Raw genomic sequence first — 18,783 nt, forward strand, 5'->3', positions numbered from 1 at the left:
AGGTGCCGCTTGCGCAAAGTATTGGCGGTCATCATTTGCTGTTTCGTTTTGGCAACGGGCTATATTGCCTACGTCATTGCACAGCGGCAAACCGCGTTGCAGAAATTCGCCAGATACAATGATTCATGGGCGGTCAGCCAGACTGTCTCGGAATATCTGCGTCTGCAGAACAATCTCTACGGTTTCGTCCTCGATCCCAACCGCATAACCCGCGACGACCTGCGGCTGCGTATGGATATCATGCTGGGCAGGCTGGAGCTGCTAAAGCAGGGCAAGCTCGGTGCCTTCATTGCCGAGCGTGCGGACTGGCTGGAACTCGTCGCAAAGCTGGACGCGATCCTGACGGATCTGGACAAGAACCTCGCTCAGTTGCAGCCGGAAACCGTCAAGGCGCTGCTGCCGACGATGAGCACGCTGGACGGGCCGCTGACCACGCTTGCATCCTCTTCCGTCGCCTATGACGTCGACGTCATCGATGCCGCACATTCGGAAGTGCGCAAGCTGCACATCATCTATACGGGGCTGGCGGGCGGACTGATCATCTGCGGTGTGGCGCTGATCTTCCTCTTGAACCGCCATAACAATCTGCTGGATCGCGCGCAGAAAGACATGCGCGGGCTGACGGATGATTTGCGTGCGGCAACGCTGGAATTGCAGGCCAACAATGTGCGTCTTGCGCATGATGCCTATCACGATGCGCTGACCGAACTACCCAACCGCGCGCTGTTCAGGAAAGAACTGAACGACAGATTGAGTTTGGACGAGCCCGAAACGGCGACCATTCTGCTGCTGGACCTTGATGGTTTCAAGGACATCAACGATACGCTCGGCCATGATGTGGGTGATGCGTTGCTACAAGCCGTCGGCATACGCCTGTCTTCACTACGCACAGATGGCGACATGGTGTGCCGTCTGGGTGGTGATGAGTTTGCGGTGATTTCGAGTGGCTTGAGCGAGGATGAGGCGCTAACTTTGGCCGATGCGCTGATCGCCGAGATCAGCCATCCCTATAATCTCGGTGAGCTTGAGATCAAAATCGGCACCTGCGTAGGGATTGCGGTATCATGTGATGTGATGAATGCTGACGAGCTGTTCAAGCGTGCCGATCTGGCGCTTTACGAAGCCAAGAGATTGGGGCCGGGCCGCGCCAGCGTTTTCAAAGTCCATATGCAGCAGCAGCTAACGGAAAAGCGCTCATTCGAGGCCGATCTCCAGATGGCACTGCAAAACAATGAGATGGAAGTCTATTACCAGCCGCAGATGTTGACAAAGACCCGCGAGATTTGCGGCTTCGAGGCATTGCTGCGCTGGACGCACCCCGTGCGTGGCCGCGTGCCGCCTTCTGCCTTCATTCCCGTGGCCGAACGGACAGGTCTGATTCATTCACTTGGTAAATGGGCGATGGATACGGCATGCCAGGAAGCCAAGAGCTGGAAAGGCGATTTGAAGGTTGCGATCAACCTTTCGCCGGTTCAGTTCCATAGCACCAGCCTCATCCAGAACGTCGTCAACGCGCTTGAAAAGAGCGGGCTGAATGCAAACCGGCTGGAGCTTGAGATTACCGAATCCGTGCTGCTCAACAAAAGCGACCAGACACTGGAAACGCTGGAGAAGCTGAAAGAAGTCGGCATACAGATCGCCATGGATGATTTCGGCACCGGATATTCCTCGCTCGGAAACCTGCGTGGCGTGCCCTTCGATAAAATCAAGATCGACCAGTCGTTCCTGCGCGATGTTGCCACCGATACGGATGCGCTGGCCATCGTGGAATTTGTAGTCGGCATGGCCAAGAGCCTGAGAATGACGACGATTGCGGAGGGCATTGAAACGCAGGAGCAGTTCGATTGCATGACCCGGCTTGGATGCGACCAGATGCAGGGTTACCTGATTGGGTACCCAGCGCCCGCTGAAAAGCTCGATGTTTTCAGGCGTTCGATTTAAGAGAAATCATGTTGCAGTTTATCTTGGCCTCGGCCTTTAAGGGATTTTGAAATGGAACGGCTTGACGTGCATGGGGTGCGGCTCGATCTGGCGCGGGAAGAGGTTTCTCCCGTCATCTGGAAAGCGCTGGAAGATGGAAGCTATGAGGCGAAAGAAGCCCGCAGCATTCTAAAAGCGATCAAGCCCGGCGACCGCGTGCTTGAGCTTGGCTCCGGCATTGGCATCATCACCTCCATCATTGCTGGCATCAAGGATGTGTCCGTCTGGGCGTTCGAGGCCAACCCCGGCACGGCGGCGCTGGCTGCGCGTGTCATCAAGGCGAATTGCGCCGACAATGTCACCTTCTCGCAGGGGCTTTTGACGGCGCATGCGCCGCATGTTCACCCGTTTTACGTTCGCAAAGACCTGTGGATGTCATCGATGGATGAAAATCAGGGGCCTTACGAAGATCGCATCGAAATCCCGTCCGAAAACATCGATGAATTCATTGCCCGCCATCAGATCAATGCGCTGGTCATGGATATCGAGGGTGCGGAACATGATTTGCTACAGAATGCCGAGCTTATCGGTGTGGAGCGGATATTCGTGGAACTGCACGACCACCTATACCATCTGGCAGGCATTCGCGACATTACGCAGGCGCTGGCGCTGAAGGGATATTCCTACGATCCGCGCGGCTCTCGCGGACCTTGCGTGCTGTTTTCGAAAGACGACACGCCGAGAGAATACGATCCCGACGTGGATTGAGCCTCGTCTTTCAGGCGTTCGCACCTTCATATTCCAGCGATGCGCCGATGAGTTCGCGGGCATAAGGGTGGGTTGCGCCATTGGCTGCAATGGCGTTTCGTGGCAGTATTTCGGTGACTTCTCCACGCAGCATGACTGCAAACCGGTCACACATATGATCCACCACGGCCAGATCATGGGTGACCATGATGTAGGTGAAGCCGCGTTCTTCGCGAAGGCGTTGCAGCAGGTTCAGGATTTCCGCCTGAACCGAAACATCGAGCGCAGAAGTCGGTTCATCCAGCAGCAGCAGCGATGGTTCAAGGATCAAAGCCCGGGCGATTGCCACGCGCTGACGCTGCCCGCCCGAGAGCTGGTGCGGAAACCGATCCAGAAACGAGACGGGCAGGCCGACATCGGTGATGGCTTTGCGCATCCGCTCTTCTTTGTTACCCAGCTTGTGGATGGTCAGGGGCTCGTTGAGAACGGTTCTGACCGACTGGCGCGGGTGCAGTGAGCCGTAAGGGTCCTGAAACACCATTTGCAGCGTGCGGCAACGGTCGATCAGCGGCATGTCGCGCACGGATTTTCCGTCGATCAGGATGTCGCCCTTCCAGAAATCCGTCAGCATGGACACGCAGCGCAGGACGGTGGATTTGCCGGAGCCAGATTCGCCGACGAGGCCGAAGCATTCACCCGGCTGCACGGAAAAGGACACGGACGGCAGAACCTTGACGGCGGAGGGGCCTTCACCGAAGCTGATCGATAGATCGTGAATTTCAACAGAAACTGACATCAGGCTTTTTCCTCCAGCCATTCCGGGCGGCGGTCCAGAACGGCGAGCGGCGAACGGCTGCCGCCAATGCGCGGTTGGGCTGCCAGAAGGCCGCGTGTGTAGGGGTGCTGGGCACTGTCCAGATCCCGCGCCGAAAGGGTCTCGACAACTTGGCCCGCATACATGATGAGAACGCGGTCGCAGAAATTGCGGACCAGATTGAGGTCATGGCTGATCATGATGAGCCCGATGCCGCGATCCCGCACGAGGCTGTCGAGAATGTTCAGCACCTGCAGGCGAACGGTAACGTCCAGAGCTGATGTCGGCTCGTCCGCGATGACGAGGTCCGGGTCTGCGAGAAGCATCATGGCGATCATGACGCGCTGTCCCATGCCGCCCGAGATTTCATGCGGATATTGGGCATAGACGCGTTCAGGATCACGAATTTTGACCGCCTCAAGCATGACAAGCGCCTTGATCCTGGCTTCCGCTTTCGTGCATTTGAAATGCCGGAGATAGGTTTCCGCGACCTGATCACCGACACGCCTAATGGGGTTCAGTGAAAACTTGGGGTCCTGAAGGATCATCGACATGCGTCTGCCGCGGACCTTCAGCATCTCTTTTTCCGACAGAGACAGAAGGTCGAGTTCATCAAAACGCAGCGTATCGGCGGTGATCGTCGCACCGGGCAGGAGGCGCAGAAGCGCGCGTCCGACGGTGGATTTACCCGAGCCGCTTTCACCGACGATGCCGAGACGTTCCCGGCCAAGGGTGAAGGACACACCGCGCACGGCTTCCGTTTCGGAACCACCGTAGCGAATGCGGAGATTTTTCACGTCCAGAATTGTCCGTTCCATGGCTTATCTCCGGTTCATCTGCTTGGGATCCAGCGCATCGCGCAAACCATCACCCAGAAGGTTGAAGGCAAGGCTGACGGAGAGGATCGACACGCCGGGGAACGTTACTAACCACCAATTGTCCAGCATGTAACGACGGCCTGTTGCAATCATCGCGCCCCATTCCGGCAAAGGTGGCTGCGCGCCGAGGCCGAGAAAGCCGAGACCGGCAGCTGTCAGGATGACGGTTGCCATGTTCAGCGTCAGGCGAATGAGGACCGAAGGCAAGCACATAGGCATGATCGACTTGACGATGATGCGCATGGGCGACGCACCCTGCAGACGGGCTGCGGCGATGTAATCCGCATTGCGGAAGGTCATGGCTTCTGCGCGTGCCAGGCGGGCAATCGGCGGCCATGAGGTCAGCGCAATGGCGATGATCGCATTGTTTAGGCTCGGACCAAGCGCTGCAACGAAGGCCAGCGACAGGATCAGGCTTGGGAAGGACAGGAAGATATCGGTGATGCGCATCATGACCGTATCGAACTTGCCGCCGAGATAGCCCGAGGCGGTGCCGATGATGAGGCCGATGGGGCCGACCACGATGGAGACGAGGAAGATGATGGTCAGCGTAATGCGTGCGCCGAAGACGAGGCGGCTGAAGATATCGCGACCGAGTTCATCCGTGCCAAAGAAATGCCCATCACCCGGCGCTTTCAACACGTTCGTCAAATCCTGCACATAAGGGTCATGCGTGGCGATCAGCGGCGCGAAGATTGCCGAAAGGATCAGGACGGCGAGGACGAGTAGTCCGAAAGTCGAGGTGGGGCTGCGCAACAGGAAGAGGACGATGTTCTTCAGCGCGTTGAGCGAGGCGGGAAGCCTGATTTTTTCTGCTTGCGCGGTCATCAGCGTGTCCTCGGATCAAAGAAGCGATAAAGAATATCGGACAGGAGATTAAGGCCAATGAAGATGACGCCGACAATCAAGACGCAGGTCATGACCGCATTCATATCGCCGATGATAAGATTGCTGGTCAGATACTGGCCAAAGCCCGGCCATGCGAAGACTGTTTCAATCAGCACGGCGCCTTCCAGCAGCGAGCCATAGGCCAGCGCAACGATGGTGACGAGTTGGACGCGGATGTTGGCGAATGCGTGACGCCAGATGGTCTGGCGGCTGGAGAGACCTTTTACCCGCGCCGTTGTTACATATTCCTGACCGAGCTGGTCGAGCATGAAGCTGCGGGTCATGCGGGTTATGTAGGCGGAGGATGAGTAACCCAGCAGTGCGGCGGGGAGGATAAGGTGGTTCACGGCAGACCAGAAGACATCCATGTCTCCGGCCAGAAGGCTGTCGATCAACAGGAAGCCGGTTCGTTCATCGACAAGGCCGATATAGAACTGGTCCATGCGACCGCTGCCGCCGACGAGATCGAGTTTGGCGTAGAAAACGATAAGCGCAATCATACCTGTCCAGAAAATCGGCATGGAATGGCCGAACAGGCTGATGACGCGAACGACATGGTCGGGCCAGCGATCCTTGTTGACGGCTGCAAAGACGCCCATGGGCACGCCAAGGCCAGCGCCGATCATGATGGCGAATGTCGCCAGCTCGATTGTAGCCGGCATGACATGCAGGATATCCTGAATGACAGGTTGGCCGGTTCTGATGGATGTGCCGAAATTTCCGGTGAAGACATCTCCAAGATAATAGAAGAATTGCTGCCAGATCGGCTTGTCGAGACCCAGCGAGCGGAAAACCTGCTCGTAGGTTTCGCGGGTCGCATCTTCACCGACGATGGCACGGACCGGGTCCGCAGGCATCAGACGCCCGATGAAGAAGGTGAGCAAAAGCAGGCCGAGCAGCGTAATGGCAATGGTGCCGATTTGCCCGGCCGCGCCGGCAAGGCGCGGGCTTCGTATGTGCATATTTCCTCCCTCTGCCAGTCTCCCGAAGCGAGCGCTTCATGTCTGACAAGTTTTCAAAAATCTGTCACATGTTGTCGTATCTGTCAAGCGCGACGCTGGAGGGTTGAGAGACAGGTTGGGGACGAGGAGCTTCACGTCTCTTTGCACCCTGTCGGTTGAGAAGAGGGTGCGGCAGAGGGATGAGCGGGGCAGGGTAGGTGAATACGAAGAGCTAGCCCCTCATCCGTGCCTTCGGCCGACCTTCTCCCCAGCGAGGAGAAGAAAGATAACGCACCGCTGCACCATAGGTGGACTAAGCAGCGTAATCTGAACTTAATCTGACTCTCTTAGGCCTGCTTCAGCCCGTGTCTTCGACATGGGCGGTCTTGGACCGCAAAAGCACCTTGTAGCGTTCGAGGCTTCCGCGCAGATGGATGCGCATCTGCTCGCGGGCAGCCTCTGCATCGCCTTCGATGATGGCGTCCACGATACGTCCGTGTTCTTCCTGAAGATGCAGATTATAGTCCTTCGGGCGTGAGCCGGGTTCGGCGCCCTGCAACTCTCCGCGCGGAATGATGCCTGATCTGATGAGGCGTAGAAACTCCGGAAAGCGGCGGTTTTGCGTGGCTTCCGCGATTTTGAAATGAAGATCGAAATCCGCATCGCGGGTTGGCTGTCCGTTCTGAAGACACGCGCCAATCTTGTTGTGTGCGTCAAGAATAGCCTCGATCTGGGTGGCTGAACGGCGCGAGGCGGCGAGGCCAGCCGACTCGACTTCGAAGACCGTTCTCAGTTCCAGAAGCTCTATGACGGAGGAGATCCGTTCCGTCGTCAGATCCTTGAAGGGTTCGTCCTTTTCCTGCTGGATTTGCAGCGCGAAAATACCGGCGCCCTTGCGGGCTTCTACCAATCCGTCCGCGCGCAGGATGGCGATAGCCTCGCGAACCACGGTACGACTGACGGAATATTCCCGTGTCAGTGCGCTTTCGCTGGGCAGGCGATCACCCGGACGAAAGACGCCTCCAACCAGATCGCGCCGCAAAGCCGTGCTGATCTTGGATGCGAGTGACGTCCCTCGCTCGACTGTGCGTGCAGCGTCCATATTGGCCTCACCTGGCTGTTACCTGTCTGGCATGTTAGCAACTCGCTGCCGCAATGCAAGTTTTCTTGTCTACCTCAATTTCCACTGACACGGTATCGGGGTTTACAGCCTGTGTCGGCCTGATAACTTTAATCGAATTTCTTTATCTTCTTTTGGTTGTAAATTTCACATTTATTGATCTAAATACGGGTATGTCGAGTTCTACGATAATTTAAATTGCGAATTACCTAGTTACAGAAAACGGCATTTTTACTCACATCATGGGTTTTGAAATTTGTTCGGATTTTTCCAACAGTCGCCGTCGCAGCACAGGGCTGCTGCGGATGCTCCGTCACTCAAATGGGTCATTTCAGCCATCGCCCTGATCAGCGGCGTTGTGAATGTGCTAGCGCTGACATCTCCACTCTTCATGCTGCAAGTCTATGACCGCGTGCTGGCCAGCGGCAGCGTCGAAACGCTCATTGGTCTCGCCATTCTGGCCGCCGCCATGTTCATGGTGCAGGCGGTGCTTGACATCATCCGGTCGCGTGTTTTGTTGCGTGTTGGCGAGCAGTTCGACAATCAGCTGTCGGGCCGCGTGCATGATGCGGTTGTGCGTTTGCCGCTGATCAGACGGATGCCGGGGGATGGGCTTCAGCCTCTGCGCGATCTGGATAATGTTCGCGGCTTTTTATCGGGGCAGGGGCCGACCGCGCTTTTTGATCTGCCATGGATGCCGCTTTATCTCGGCATCTGTTTTCTCTTCCATTTCTGGATCGGCATGACCGCGCTGGTCGGTGCCGTCGTTTTGATCGCGCTGACGTTGTTGACCAATGCCCTGTCACAGAAGCCGATCCGCGATACGATCAGTCACAACATGCATCGCAACGGTTTGCTGGAGGGGGCACGGCGCAACGCTGAAGTCATCCAGTCCATGGGCATGGGGAAGCGTATCGCATCCCGCTGGGGTGACGCGAATGGCAACTACCTGACGGCCAACAGGGCGGCTGGGGATGTTTCGAATACCTTGGGTGGCATGTCCAAAATGCTGCGCATCATGCTGCAATCCTCCATTCTGGGTGTTGGTGCCTATCTCGTCATTCGTCAGGAGGTCAGCAGCGGTGTGATGATTGCAAGCTCCATCATGATGGGGCGAGCGCTTGCACCGGTGGATTTGGCGATTGGCAACTGGAAGCCGTTTTTGATGGCACGACAGAGCTGGAGCCGTTTGCAGGATTTGCTGGCGAAAATTCCGCAGGACCGACCGGTCACGGCTTTGCCTGTGCCCGTCAGAGACCTGCACGTCGAAGGTGTGGTCATCGTGCCGCCGGGAGAAACAAAGCCGACGGTTGCCGGGCTGAATTTCATACTGCGGGCAGGCAGTGCACTCGGTGTGATCGGTCCATCGGGATCGGGAAAATCGACGCTTGCGCGGGTGCTGGTCAATGCCTGGGTGCCGGCGTCTGGCAAGGTTCGGCTCGATGGCGCCAGTCTCGACCAATGGGATCGTGAGATGCTTGGGCGGCACATGGGCTATCTGCCGCAAGGCGTGGAGCTTTTCGATGGGACCATCTCTGACAATATTTCCCGCTTCGATGAGGAGGGCGACCATGCCGCGATTGTTGCAGCTGCGAAAGCGGCAGGCGCTCACGAACTGATCCTGCGTTTCGAGAAGGGCTATGAAACCCGCATTGGTGAAGCAGGCTCTGCGCTCTCCGCCGGGCAAAGGCAGCGCATCGGTCTGGCCCGCGCGCTTTATCGCGATCCGTTCGTCGTGGTGCTGGATGAGCCCAACGCCAATCTGGATGCGGAGGGGGAGGCGGCTGTGGTCAACGCCATTGCATCCGTTCGCGCAAGGGGCGGCATTGCCGTGGTCGTGGCGCACCGGCCAAGCGCCATCGGTGTCGCCGATCTGGTGATGGTGATGGAGAATGGACAGCAAAAGGCGTTCGGGCCGCGAGATGAGGTCCTGTCCAGAGTTCTCAAAAGCAGCGTCGCAGCCACGCCGCCTGCCAAAAGTTTCGCGGCGACGGGTTACGGCGTAAGACCGCTCCGCGCCGTGGCCCAGCAGGCAGTTCAGTCTGATGAGGTCACTGCAAGTGAGGTGGAAACGGAGGACAGCAGCGATGTCAAACATTGAGGCTTTCGATGTCTCTCGGTCCATCCGGGCTCATCTGCTTGCGGGCGTCGTCATGGGCGTAGTGCTGGTGGGTGGGGCAGGAGCATGGGCATCCGTCACCTCGCTTTCAGGTGCAGTCGTCGCCCCCGGTCACTTCGTGGTCGATTCCTATGTCAAGAAAGTGCAGCATCCTACCGGGGGTGTGGTGGGAGAGATTCTGGTTCGGGATGGCGATGTCGTGAAGGCGGGCGATGTGGTGATGCGTCTGGATGCAACGCAAACCCGCGCCAATCTGGCCATCGTCACCAAAAGGCTTGATGAGTTGACGGCACGGCTGTCGCGACTGGAAGCCGAGCGGGATGATATGCAACAGATATCCTATCCCAGTGAGCTTCTGGCTCGACGTGGAGACCCGGATGTGGCGTCGGCCATCCACAGCGAAACCCGGCTTTTCGAGTTTCGCAAGGAATCCCGGCAAGGCAAGAAGGCCCAACTTCTGGAGCGCATTGCCCAGTCGCATCATGAAATTGAAGGCTTGCAGGCGCAGGAAACAGCCTATGCGCAGGGCATAGACGTTCTGAAGAAGGAAATTGCCTCGCTAAGCTCGTTGAGGGAACAGGGCGTCGTCTCAGACCAACGCCTGAACAGCCTGAAAACACAGATTGCGACATTTGGCGGTGAGCGCGGTGAGAAAATTGCCTATCAGGCACAGGTTGGCGGGCGTATAGCCGAGACTCAGTTGCAAATTTTGCAGGTCGATCAAGATTTAAAATCTGAAGTCGGGCGAGAGTTGCGCGAGGTGCAGGCGCAGATCGGCGAATATGTGGAGCGCAAGATTTCCGCAGAAGACAGTTTGAAGCGCATCGATATCATCGCACCACAATCCGGCACGGTGCATCAGCTCATGGTGCACACGGTTGGCGGTGTCATCAGCCCGGCAGAGGACATCATGTCTATCGTGCCGGAGGGGGATGAGCTGGCGCTTGAGGTGCAGATCGCGCCAAAGGATATCGACCAGATCAGCATCGGCCACGAAGCGGTGCTGCGCATGTCTGCATTCAGCCAGCGAACAACCCCGCAACTAAACGCACGTGTCACGCGGATCGCTCCAGACCTTGCCACGAATGAAAGGACCGGGGCTTCTTATTATGTGGTGCGTCTTACGGTTGCTGAGCCTGAATTGGCAAGGTTGAAAGATTTGACGCTTGTTCCAGGCATGCCAGCAGAGGCAATGATAAAAACGCGAGACAGAACTGCGCTGTCTTATCTCGTGAAACCGCTGTCTGACCAGATCAACCGCGCATTTCGAGAAGAGTAAAAACCGAGGAAATTTGACAAAGGACAATATTGATTCCAATGCAACTTATTCTTTTCTAGCGCCGCTGAACTTACGTTACGTGAGAAATATCAAACTTAATTTATTTGAATTATCTAACCTAAGGTCACTGAATTTGTTGAGTTATTTCGCAAATAAAGGGGCTCCCCGTTAACTCTGCTTAAACAACTTTTGCCCAAACTTAGGGCCATGCCGCTTCATGAAGAAGTATCCTCCATTCTGGCAGCACGATGGTCGTCGCACAATCTATTGGGCGACGTGGATGTGTCTTTCCGGTTTGCTCGAAGCGCTTATGAGATGACACATGTCTTTCCCGGATCACGCGAGTTTTGCATCTGCGGCCTTAAACTCGGTCGAAGGAATGACACGTGTCTGCAACCGCAATAGTTGCCATACGGTGAGAATAAGTCTCGCTTAACGCCCCACTTTCACGTCTGAAGCGCTCAGTGCTCAGAACATAGCTCCACATGCGTATTTGGGAGGAAATACGCATCCAATCAGGGATTTAGCCATGCTCAATAATATTCGCATCAAAACGCTTTTGCCTCTTATGTTCGCAGTCGTGGTGTCTCTTGGCATCGGGCAGGGTTTGTTTTCCATGTACTCGGTCAACGGCCTCCAGAAGCAACTGGAAACCATGGGTTTCCGCCTTTCCCGCCAGATGCAAATAGCCGAATTGGATCGCTTACTCGGTGATGAACGGCGCAATTATGCGCTGGCGATGGCTGCTCAGGGCGAAGCGGAGATAACGAAAGCAGCGGGTTTGGTTCAAAACGCCATGCAGATACGCAAACGCGCGTTCGATGCATTCAGCGCAAGTTTGACGACAGCGGCTATGACGTCAAAGTCGCAGGTGACGGAAAAAGCTATCGAGGAATACGAAAAGTCTGGCGATCAGATGATCGAGTTCAAGCGGGCTGGCAAGACTGAAGAGGCCAAGGAGCAGATCAGGAAAATGACCGAAGAGGGCGGCATTGCTGTGGCTGCTTTCAACGAAATGATTGCGCTCAACAAATCTGGTGGTGAGACCGCTTTGGCCGAAGCCAGGTCCGTTGCTTCGTTTTCCTTCAGTGCCACAGTTATACTAGCGTCTATTGTTGGAATCATCGGCGCATTTGCGGCTTTCTTCAGCTTCCGGAAGGTTGCGATGCCTATTGCCGAAATTACGTCATCGATGAACACACTGGCCGCTGGCGACACCTCACGCGAGGTGCCACATGGCGATCGGAAGGATGAAATTGGCGCAATGGCCGCTGCCGTGTCTGTTTTCCGTCAGAACGCCATTGAACGATCGCGTCTCGAGGCGGAAGCCGAGGCCAACCGCAGCGTATCCGAAAAGGAGCGTATTGCCCGCGAAGAGCAGAAAGCCAAGGAAGCCGCAGACACGAGCTTTGCTGTCGATAATCTCGCTGCCGCCCTGTCGCGCCTGTCAGACGGTGATGTGTCCTATCGCATCAGCCAGCCCTTCGCGGCCCATCTGGATGCCGTCCGTAGCAACTTCAACTCCTCTGCCGAAAAGCTTCAGACGGCGCTAAGCCGCGTGGCGGAAAATGCCCGGGGTATCGATGCCGGTGCCAATGAAATCCGCTCGGCTGCCGATGATCTGGCCAAGCGCACCGAACAGCAGGCAGCGTCTGTTGAAGAAACCGCAGCGGCTCTCGAAGAAATCACCACGACGGTCAAGGATTCGACCAAGCGTGCTCAGGAGGCCGGTCAGCTGGTAGCCCGCGCTCGCACCGGTGCAGAACAATCCGGTGATGTCGTCCGCAAGGCCGTGGTTGCCATGGAGCAGATCGAGAAATCGTCGTCTGAAATCTCCAACATCATCAGCGTCATCGATGAGATTGCCTTCCAGACCAACCTTCTGGCACTGAACGCCGGTGTTGAAGCCGCGCGTGCAGGTGAGGCAGGCAAGGGCTTTGCGGTCGTTGCACAGGAAGTGCGTGAGCTTGCTCAGCGGTCCGCCAGTGCGGCAAAGGACATCAAGGGCCTGATCACCACCTCCAATGCTCAGGTCGAGCAGGGCGTTCAGCTAGTTGGTGAGACCGGTCGTGCTCTGGAAACCATCGTGGCCGAAGTGCAGGAAATCAACCGTCACGTCGTGGCCATCGTGGATGCGGCGCAGGAACAGTCTTCCGGTCTGCAGCAGATCAACACGGCTGTAAACCAGATGGATCAGGACACGCAGAAGAACGCGGCCATGGTCGAAGAGCAGACCGCGGCAAGCCATGGTCTTGCGAAGGAAGTGGCATCGCTCAACCATCTGCTGGGCCAGTTCAAGCTTTCAGGTGGTTACGAAGCACCGGTGCGTGCCGCGGCTCCCACCGAACGTCCTGTCCAATCTCCCGCACGCGCGCTGAGCCGCAAGGTTGCTGCAGCTTTCAACGGCAACGCAGCCGTTAAGTCCGACTGGGAAGAGTTTTGATCGAACGACGCTCGCATGAGCTTTGACTGAAGATAACGCCCGTGCTTGTCGCGGGCGTTATGCTGTTGATAAGCACTTCTTTCACGCCGCTGTTGGTGCCGTATCCTGCGTTGTGACTGTTGATGTGTCCCGGCTTCTTAGCTTGTCCAGCAGCAGATAAATGACGGGCGTGGTGTAGAGTGTCAGCAACTGGCTCACCAGCAAGCCGCCGACGATGGCATAGCCGAGCGGTTGGCGCAGTTCCGAGCCGGATCCGTGGCCGATGGCGAGTGGCAGCCCGCCGAGAAGCGCGGCCATGGTTGTCATCAAGATGGGGCGAAACCGCATCTGTGCGGCTTTGGTAATGGCGTCCTCGCTGCTCAGCCCCTCCTCTCGTTCCGCCTGGATCGCGAAGTCGACCAGCATGATGCCGTTTTTCTTGACGATGCCGATCAACAGGATGACGCCGATCATGGCGACAAGCCCGAAATCGAAACCCGCAATCTGAAGCGCCAGCAAAGCCCCGAGGCCCGCCGATGGCAGCGTGGATAGAATCGTCAGCGGGTGAATGAGGCTTTCGTAAAGAACGCCAAGGATGATGTAGACCACCACAAGTGAGGCGAGGATGAGCAACGGCACCGTGCCCAGTGAGTCCTTGAAAGCCTTTGCGCTGCCTGAAAAGCTGGTTTGCAGAGAAGCGGGCGGCTGCATGTGGGAAACGGCATTTTCAATCGCTGCCGTTGCCTGTCCCAGTGCGACATTGGGCGCGAGGTTGAAGGAAACGGTTACCGCGGGTGATTGGCCCTGATGCGAGATCGAGACCGGCGAAACGCCATCCGTCGACCATTTGGCGACGACGGACAGCGGTACAAGCGTTCCGTTGCTGGCCCGTACAGACAGTCTTTCCAGCGTTGCAATGTCGCGCTGAAGGCTTGGCAGAACTTCCAGGATGACGCGGAATGTATCGGTCTGTGTCGAATAGGAAGCCACCTGCCGTTGGCCGAAGGCGTCATAGAGCGTGTCATCGATGGTGGAGGGTAGCACGCCATACAGCGTGGCTGCGGCTCGGTCGATCTTGATGGACAGGTTCGGCGCTTCTGCCTGCTGGTCGCTTCCAACGTCTCTGAGTTCTGCCAGCCCTTGAAGACCGCTGGTGATCTTCCCGGCCCAATCTCCCAGTTCCTGGATGTCGGCATCCTGAAGGGTGAACTGATATTGGGTTTTCGCAGGGCGGGCACCGATGTTGATATCCTGTGCCGATTGCATGAAAAGTTTGATGCCTTGCTGCGCATTTAAGGCAGAACTCAGCCTGTCGATAACTTGCTTGGCGCTGACGTCGCGCTGATCGAGCGGCTTCAAGGTGATATTGACGTGGCCCTGATTGAGAGCATTGCCGCCATTGCCGCCGCCAATATCCATGAACACGCTATAGACAGCCGGGTCTTTCAGGATGATGGCGCTGACACGCTCCTGAAGTTTTGCCATTTCGGTGAAGGAAATGTCGGGGGATGCCTGCGAAAGACCTGCGATGAAGCCGGTGTCCTGTTCGGGGAAGAAGCCTTTTGGCGCGATGACGAAGAGATAGCCAGTGGCCGCGATGGTGCACAGAAAAACCACCAGCGTGATGTAACGGTGGCGCAGGACGGGTTTCAGACTGCGGATGTAAAGTGAGGTCAGGCCATCAAAAAAGGCCTCGCCCGCCTTGTAGAAACGCCCGCGCTTGCTGTCATCGATAGGGCGGATGAAGCGGGATGCCAGCATGGGTGTGAGCGTCAGAGAGACGACGGCGGAAATGATGATGGCAACAGTCAGCGTCACCGCAAATTCCCGGAAAAGCCGCCCAACGATACCTCCCATCAACAGGATCGGTATCAACACGGCAATGAGCGAGAGGCTGATGGAGACGATGGTAAAGCCGATTTCGCCCGCACCTTTGCGCGCCGCTTCCAGGGGCTCCATGCCGTCCTCGATGTGGCGCGATATGTTTTCCAGCATCACGATGGCATCGTCCACGACGAAGCCAACGGCGACGACGAGAGCCATCAGAGAGAGATTGTCGAGGCTGAAACCAAGCACCCACATGGGCGCAAGCGCGCCGACAAGTGCGATGGTTAAGGTGAGGACGGGAATGATCGTGGCGCGCAGATTGCGCAGGAACAGGAAGATCACGACGACCACGAGGCCAATGGTCAACATCAGCGTAAACTGCACATCCTCAACGGATGCCCGGATGGTCGTCGTGCGATCTGTGACCAGTTCGAGCTTGATGGATTTGGGCAGCGAAGCCTGAAGGGCCGGAAGCTGTTCCTTCACCGCATTGACGACGGCAATAACATTCGCGCCGGGCTGCCGGAAAACATCGAGCGCGATGCCGCGCTGACCATTGGTCCAGTGCGCCATCTTGTTGTCTTCAGCGCCATTCACCGCCTGGCCGATGTCGCGAATACGCACCGGGCCGCCATTGCGGTAGGCGATGACGGCGTCGTTCCACTCTGCGCTGCTGCCGATCTGATCGTTGGTGTAAATGGGGAAGGTACGCGTCGGGTCGTCGATATTGCCTTTCGGCGCGCTGAGGCTGAGATTGCCGATGGCAGTGCGCACATCTTCCATGGTGACGTCTGCCTGCGCCAGCCGTCCCGGGTCTACCGCGATACGGATGGCTGGTTTCTGTTTGCCGCCGATATTGACGTAGGCAACGCCGGACACTTGGCCGATTTTCGAGGCGACATTGCGCTCGATATATTCGTGCAGTTCCGGCAGCGTCAGTGTGTCCGAACTTGCCGATAGCTGCATGACGGGGGCGTCAGCGGGGTTGACCTTTCGCACAGTGGGAAGCGATGTCATGTCCTTGGGCAGTTGGCCAGCAGCCTCGCTGATGGCGGTCTGAACATCGCTTGCTGCTGTCTGGATATCCTGATCCAGACCGAACTGAACGGTGATCGACGTCGTGCCAAGCGAACTGTTGGACGTCATTTCCGTGATGCCGCTCACGCGCGACAGCGCTTCCTCGATGGGCTGGGCAACACTCGACGCCATCGTATCCGGCGATGCGCCGGGAAGGTTGGCGGCGATCTGGACTGTTGGAAAATCGATCTGCGGCAGGGCAGAGACGGGCATGAAGGGATAGCAGACCGCGCCGAGGAGGAATATCCCCGCCATGATGAGCCCGGTTGCCACCGGATGCATGATGAAAAAATCGAAAAAGCCGTGTTTGGTTTTTTGTTCTGTGTCTTGAGGCTTGTCCATCATGGATTGGCCTTTTCAGCAAGCTCGCCGGTGGGGGAGCCCGTCCAAGGCGTGACCTGGACCTTATCGCCATCGCCAATGCGCGACTGGCCGTCCATGACGACCTGATCGCCTTCGCCGATGCCATCGGTTACCAGCGCTCTGGCATTGGTCACATAGGCAGTTTTGACGCTCTTCTTCTGGACCTTGCCATCCTGCCCGACCACATAGGCGTAAAGACCATCGCGACCGCGGGCGAGTGCCTTGTCCGGAACGACGACGCCGTTGCGTTGCTCTACAGTCAGCGTGGTTGCGACAGGCAGGCCGGGCCAAAGCGCGCCGTCCTTGTTATCGAATGTTGCGCGCAGATGAATGGAGCCGTTCGATGCATCGACGGCGTTGTCCATGGTGGTCAGTTTGCCTTTGGCAAGGACATGGCTGCCATCCGTGCTAACCAGTTGAACCTCGGCAATGCCCTGCTTGAGCGCTTCACGGATTTCGCCGAACCGATCACCGGGGGCGACGAAGGACACGGCAATCGGGTCCATCTGCGTAATGGTGACGATGCCATCGGTGGAACTTGCGCTGATCAGGCTGCCGACATCGACCTGTTTGAAACCCGTGCGGCCGGAAATCGGCGCGATCACGGTGGCGAAGCTGAGTTGCGTTTCGGCGTTTTTAATTTGCGCATCGTCATACTGCACGGCTGCTGCATATTGCTCGCTGGATGCGGTTTTCTGCTCTAGCGTCGAGGCGGATGCGACACCCTTCTCGGCAAGTGCGGCATAGCGCTGAGCGTCAGTTCGTGCGCTGTTGAGCTGCGCCTGATCCTGCGCTCTTTTTGCCTGAGCCGAGGTCAAGGCCGAGACCAGTTCCCGGTCATCGAGCTTGAGCAGAACGCTGCCCTTTTCGACCAACTGGCCTTCGGTGAAGGAGATTTCCGTGACCTGTCCATCGATGCGCGGACGAACGTTGACCGATTGCAGCGGGGCGACGGTGCCGATGCCGTTTATGACGCGATCGATCGTCTCGACACTCGCTTTTATCGCCGTCACGGGAACGGGCGGCGGGTCATCGGCGAAAGAAGATGTTGATTGAAGAGCGATGAAACCTGCCAGCAGGGCCACCCCTTTGCGGGTGCCAATCTTGGCAAGCAATTGAACCGAAGGTCTTGTCATGCATGCCACTCCTGAAAGCGGTCAATTAACGCTGTGACAGTGACTTTGGTTCAATGCGCGCGATAAAGTCGGGCGCGATTATTGTCGGTATCTGGCGGGTGCGTGCAGCGGTTGATGACGCTACGTGTTCGGCCATCGAAAAATCAAATCACGCCCCATGCGCGGAAGCGCCCGCGACCCGTCATTTCCCGCAATTCCAGCTGGTTGGCGAGGCCGACCGCACCCTGCGGCGTCGTGCCCAAAGCTTTAACGATCATGGATGTTGAGACGACCGGGCGGGCGAGAACGAGGTCGATCAGATCCGGTAGGCGGGAGCTTGATCTGCGGCCAAGAAGTCTGCGCTCCATCCGGCTTTTGGCGTTCAGCAGGCGATCATGTTCCTTAAGCCCGAGCATCGCCGCTTCCTGAATGCCCTCGAGGAATGCGACGAGGCGTGCAGCTTGGTTGCCAGCATTTCGCCGTTCACGGGAAACGGCACGCAATCCTGTATTCAGCGCGGGCAGATGAGCGGGGGACAGCCCTTCGTCGCGCAAAATGGCGGAGGCCAGCTGGCGTCCGAGCCACGGGCTGCGCTGCAACACTTCCAGCTTCTGCCACGCGTCGAGCGCAATGGCGGCGCGCAGCGTTGCTGGAAGACCGGCACTGACTTTGACGACCTTCTTCCATTCATCGAGACGCTGGTCCTCGTTCCAGTCCGGATCGCGGGTCGGATTTTCAAAGGTGGGATATTGAGGCGGGCGTTCGTCTTTCGCGATGATGTCGAGCGTGGCAGAGCTTCGGGCAATCAGCCGGTCTATGGCTGACAGCTCATCGCTGAGCGGCATGTCCGCGTCGTCAGCGTCAAGATTTTCAGTGGCATTCTGTGCCGAGCGATCTTTCGTCTGCGAAGGCGCTTCACTTCGGGGTGCTTCGCCGCGCAGCCTCGATAGACCGGCGGCGCTCAGCGCCCATTTCGGTTCGTTGCTGAATATCTGTCGACGCGCGCGCAGTACCCGGTTGGCGATGCCGATTTCATGCGTGGGTGGACGAATATCCATATGCGCATCATTCAGTACGAGGTCTTCGATATAAACCAGCTCACCATCGACCCAGAGCGACGAGACCGCATCGGTAAAATCCTGTCGTTCCAGAAAGCCCTGGCTAAAAGGCGAGCGGGACACGCGCTCATCCAGCCGTGCTACGGCTTCCGTTGCCCGCGTGCAGGGCAGCAGTAGCGTATCGAAGGGCAATCGCTTGATATCGTAGAGCATGG

The 18,783-nt window shown here is 57.3% G+C and carries 13 protein-coding genes; 5 read left to right on the plus strand and 8 right to left on the minus strand.

The window, feature by feature from the left end; all coding sequences use genetic code 11:
* Positions 1-9: 9 nt before the first annotated feature.
* Both AC27VJ_RS15490 and AC27VJ_RS15495 read left to right on the plus strand, forming a co-directional pair.
* Complete coding sequence (locus AC27VJ_RS15490) at positions 10-1,941, plus strand: putative bifunctional diguanylate cyclase/phosphodiesterase (protein ID WP_488684763.1); 1,932 nt, start codon at positions 10-12, stop codon at positions 1,939-1,941.
* Between the two features lie 51 nt (positions 1,942-1,992).
* Positions 1,993-2,688 carry an FkbM family methyltransferase gene (locus tag AC27VJ_RS15495; protein WP_488684764.1) on the plus strand — a complete coding sequence of 232 codons (696 nt, stop codon included), beginning with the start codon at positions 1,993-1,995 and terminating at the stop codon, positions 2,686-2,688.
* A gap of 10 nt (positions 2,689-2,698) precedes the next feature.
* Here the strand turns inward: AC27VJ_RS15495 and AC27VJ_RS15500 are convergent, their stop codons facing one another.
* From AC27VJ_RS15500 to AC27VJ_RS15520, 5 genes are all read right to left on the minus strand, one after another.
* A complete protein-coding gene (locus AC27VJ_RS15500; RefSeq protein ID WP_488684765.1) occupies positions 2,699-3,463 on the minus strand; it encodes an ABC transporter ATP-binding protein in 765 nt (254 codons plus the stop codon).
* Positions 3,463-4,299, minus strand: a complete 837-nt coding sequence (locus AC27VJ_RS15505) for an ABC transporter ATP-binding protein (protein ID WP_488684766.1) — start codon at positions 4,297-4,299, stop codon at positions 3,463-3,465. The genes AC27VJ_RS15500 and AC27VJ_RS15505 overlap by 1 nt, the downstream gene beginning before the upstream one ends.
* A gap of 3 nt (positions 4,300-4,302) precedes the next feature.
* Positions 4,303-5,187, minus strand: coding sequence for an ABC transporter permease (locus tag AC27VJ_RS15510; protein WP_488684767.1), 885 nt, complete (start codon positions 5,185-5,187; stop codon positions 4,303-4,305).
* Positions 5,187-6,209: an ABC transporter permease gene (locus AC27VJ_RS15515; protein ID WP_113089991.1), complete on the minus strand. Its 1,023-nt coding sequence runs from the start codon at positions 6,207-6,209 to the stop codon at positions 5,187-5,189. The genes AC27VJ_RS15510 and AC27VJ_RS15515 overlap by 1 nt, the downstream gene beginning before the upstream one ends.
* Positions 6,210-6,546: 337 nt before the next feature.
* A complete protein-coding gene (locus AC27VJ_RS15520) occupies positions 6,547-7,290 on the minus strand; it encodes a FadR/GntR family transcriptional regulator (protein ID WP_488684768.1) in 744 nt (247 codons plus the stop codon).
* 274 nt (positions 7,291-7,564) lie between these two features.
* Between AC27VJ_RS15520 and AC27VJ_RS15525 the strand changes: the two genes are divergently transcribed.
* The 3 genes from AC27VJ_RS15525 (at position 7,565) to AC27VJ_RS15535 (ending at position 13,149) form a co-directional block, all read left to right on the plus strand.
* Positions 7,565-9,409: a type I secretion system permease/ATPase gene (locus AC27VJ_RS15525; protein WP_488684769.1), complete on the plus strand. Its 1,845-nt coding sequence runs from the start codon at positions 7,565-7,567 to the stop codon at positions 9,407-9,409.
* A complete protein-coding gene (locus AC27VJ_RS15530) occupies positions 9,396-10,706 on the plus strand; it encodes an HlyD family type I secretion periplasmic adaptor subunit (protein WP_488684770.1) in 1,311 nt (436 codons plus the stop codon). The genes AC27VJ_RS15525 and AC27VJ_RS15530 overlap by 14 nt, the downstream gene beginning before the upstream one ends.
* A 529-nt stretch (positions 10,707-11,235) precedes the next feature.
* On the plus strand, positions 11,236-13,149 hold the full coding sequence (locus AC27VJ_RS15535; protein WP_488684771.1) for a methyl-accepting chemotaxis protein: 1,914 nt from the start codon (positions 11,236-11,238) through the stop codon (positions 13,147-13,149).
* 81 nt (positions 13,150-13,230) lie between these two features.
* Here AC27VJ_RS15535 and AC27VJ_RS15540 read toward each other — a convergent pair whose 3' ends face one another.
* The 3 genes from AC27VJ_RS15540 to AC27VJ_RS15550 form a co-directional block, all read right to left on the minus strand.
* A complete protein-coding gene (locus AC27VJ_RS15540) occupies positions 13,231-16,377 on the minus strand; it encodes an efflux RND transporter permease subunit (protein ID WP_488684772.1) in 3,147 nt (1,048 codons plus the stop codon).
* Complete coding sequence (locus tag AC27VJ_RS15545) at positions 16,374-17,531, minus strand: efflux RND transporter periplasmic adaptor subunit (RefSeq protein WP_488684773.1); 1,158 nt, start codon at positions 17,529-17,531, stop codon at positions 16,374-16,376. Before AC27VJ_RS15545 ends, AC27VJ_RS15540 begins: the two co-directional genes overlap by 4 nt.
* 143 nt (positions 17,532-17,674) lie before the next feature.
* Entirely contained in the window at positions 17,675-18,781 is a 1,107-nt protein-coding gene (locus AC27VJ_RS15550; RefSeq protein WP_488684774.1) for an RHE_PE00001 family protein, read from the minus strand.
* Between the last annotated feature and the right edge of the window lie 2 nt (positions 18,782-18,783).

The organism is Agrobacterium sp. 20P9.1.2 (genome assembly GCF_057799395.1).

Coding starts and splice junctions, on each gene's coding strand:
- AC27VJ_RS15495 (WP_488684764.1), top strand. CDS start 1,993: ATGGAACGGCTTGACGTGCATGGGGTGCGGCTCGATCTGGCGCGGGAA.
- AC27VJ_RS15500 (WP_488684765.1), bottom strand. CDS start 3,463: ATGTCAGTTTCTGTTGAAATTCACGATCTATCGATCAGCTTCGGTGAA.
- AC27VJ_RS15505 (WP_488684766.1), bottom strand. CDS start 4,299: ATGGAACGGACAATTCTGGACGTGAAAAATCTCCGCATTCGCTACGGT.
- AC27VJ_RS15510 (WP_488684767.1), bottom strand. CDS start 5,187: ATGACCGCGCAAGCAGAAAAAATCAGGCTTCCCGCCTCGCTCAACGCG.
- AC27VJ_RS15515 (WP_113089991.1), bottom strand. CDS start 6,209: ATGCACATACGAAGCCCGCGCCTTGCCGGCGCGGCCGGGCAAATCGGC.
- AC27VJ_RS15520 (WP_488684768.1), bottom strand. CDS start 7,290: ATGGACGCTGCACGCACAGTCGAGCGAGGGACGTCACTCGCATCCAAG.
- AC27VJ_RS15530 (WP_488684770.1), top strand. CDS start 9,396: ATGTCAAACATTGAGGCTTTCGATGTCTCTCGGTCCATCCGGGCTCAT.
- AC27VJ_RS15535 (WP_488684771.1), top strand. CDS start 11,236: ATGCTCAATAATATTCGCATCAAAACGCTTTTGCCTCTTATGTTCGCA.
- AC27VJ_RS15540 (WP_488684772.1), bottom strand. CDS start 16,377: ATGATGGACAAGCCTCAAGACACAGAACAAAAAACCAAACACGGCTTT.
- AC27VJ_RS15545 (WP_488684773.1), bottom strand. CDS start 17,531: ATGACAAGACCTTCGGTTCAATTGCTTGCCAAGATTGGCACCCGCAAA.
- AC27VJ_RS15550 (WP_488684774.1), bottom strand. CDS start 18,781: ATGCTCTACGATATCAAGCGATTGCCCTTCGATACGCTACTGCTGCCC.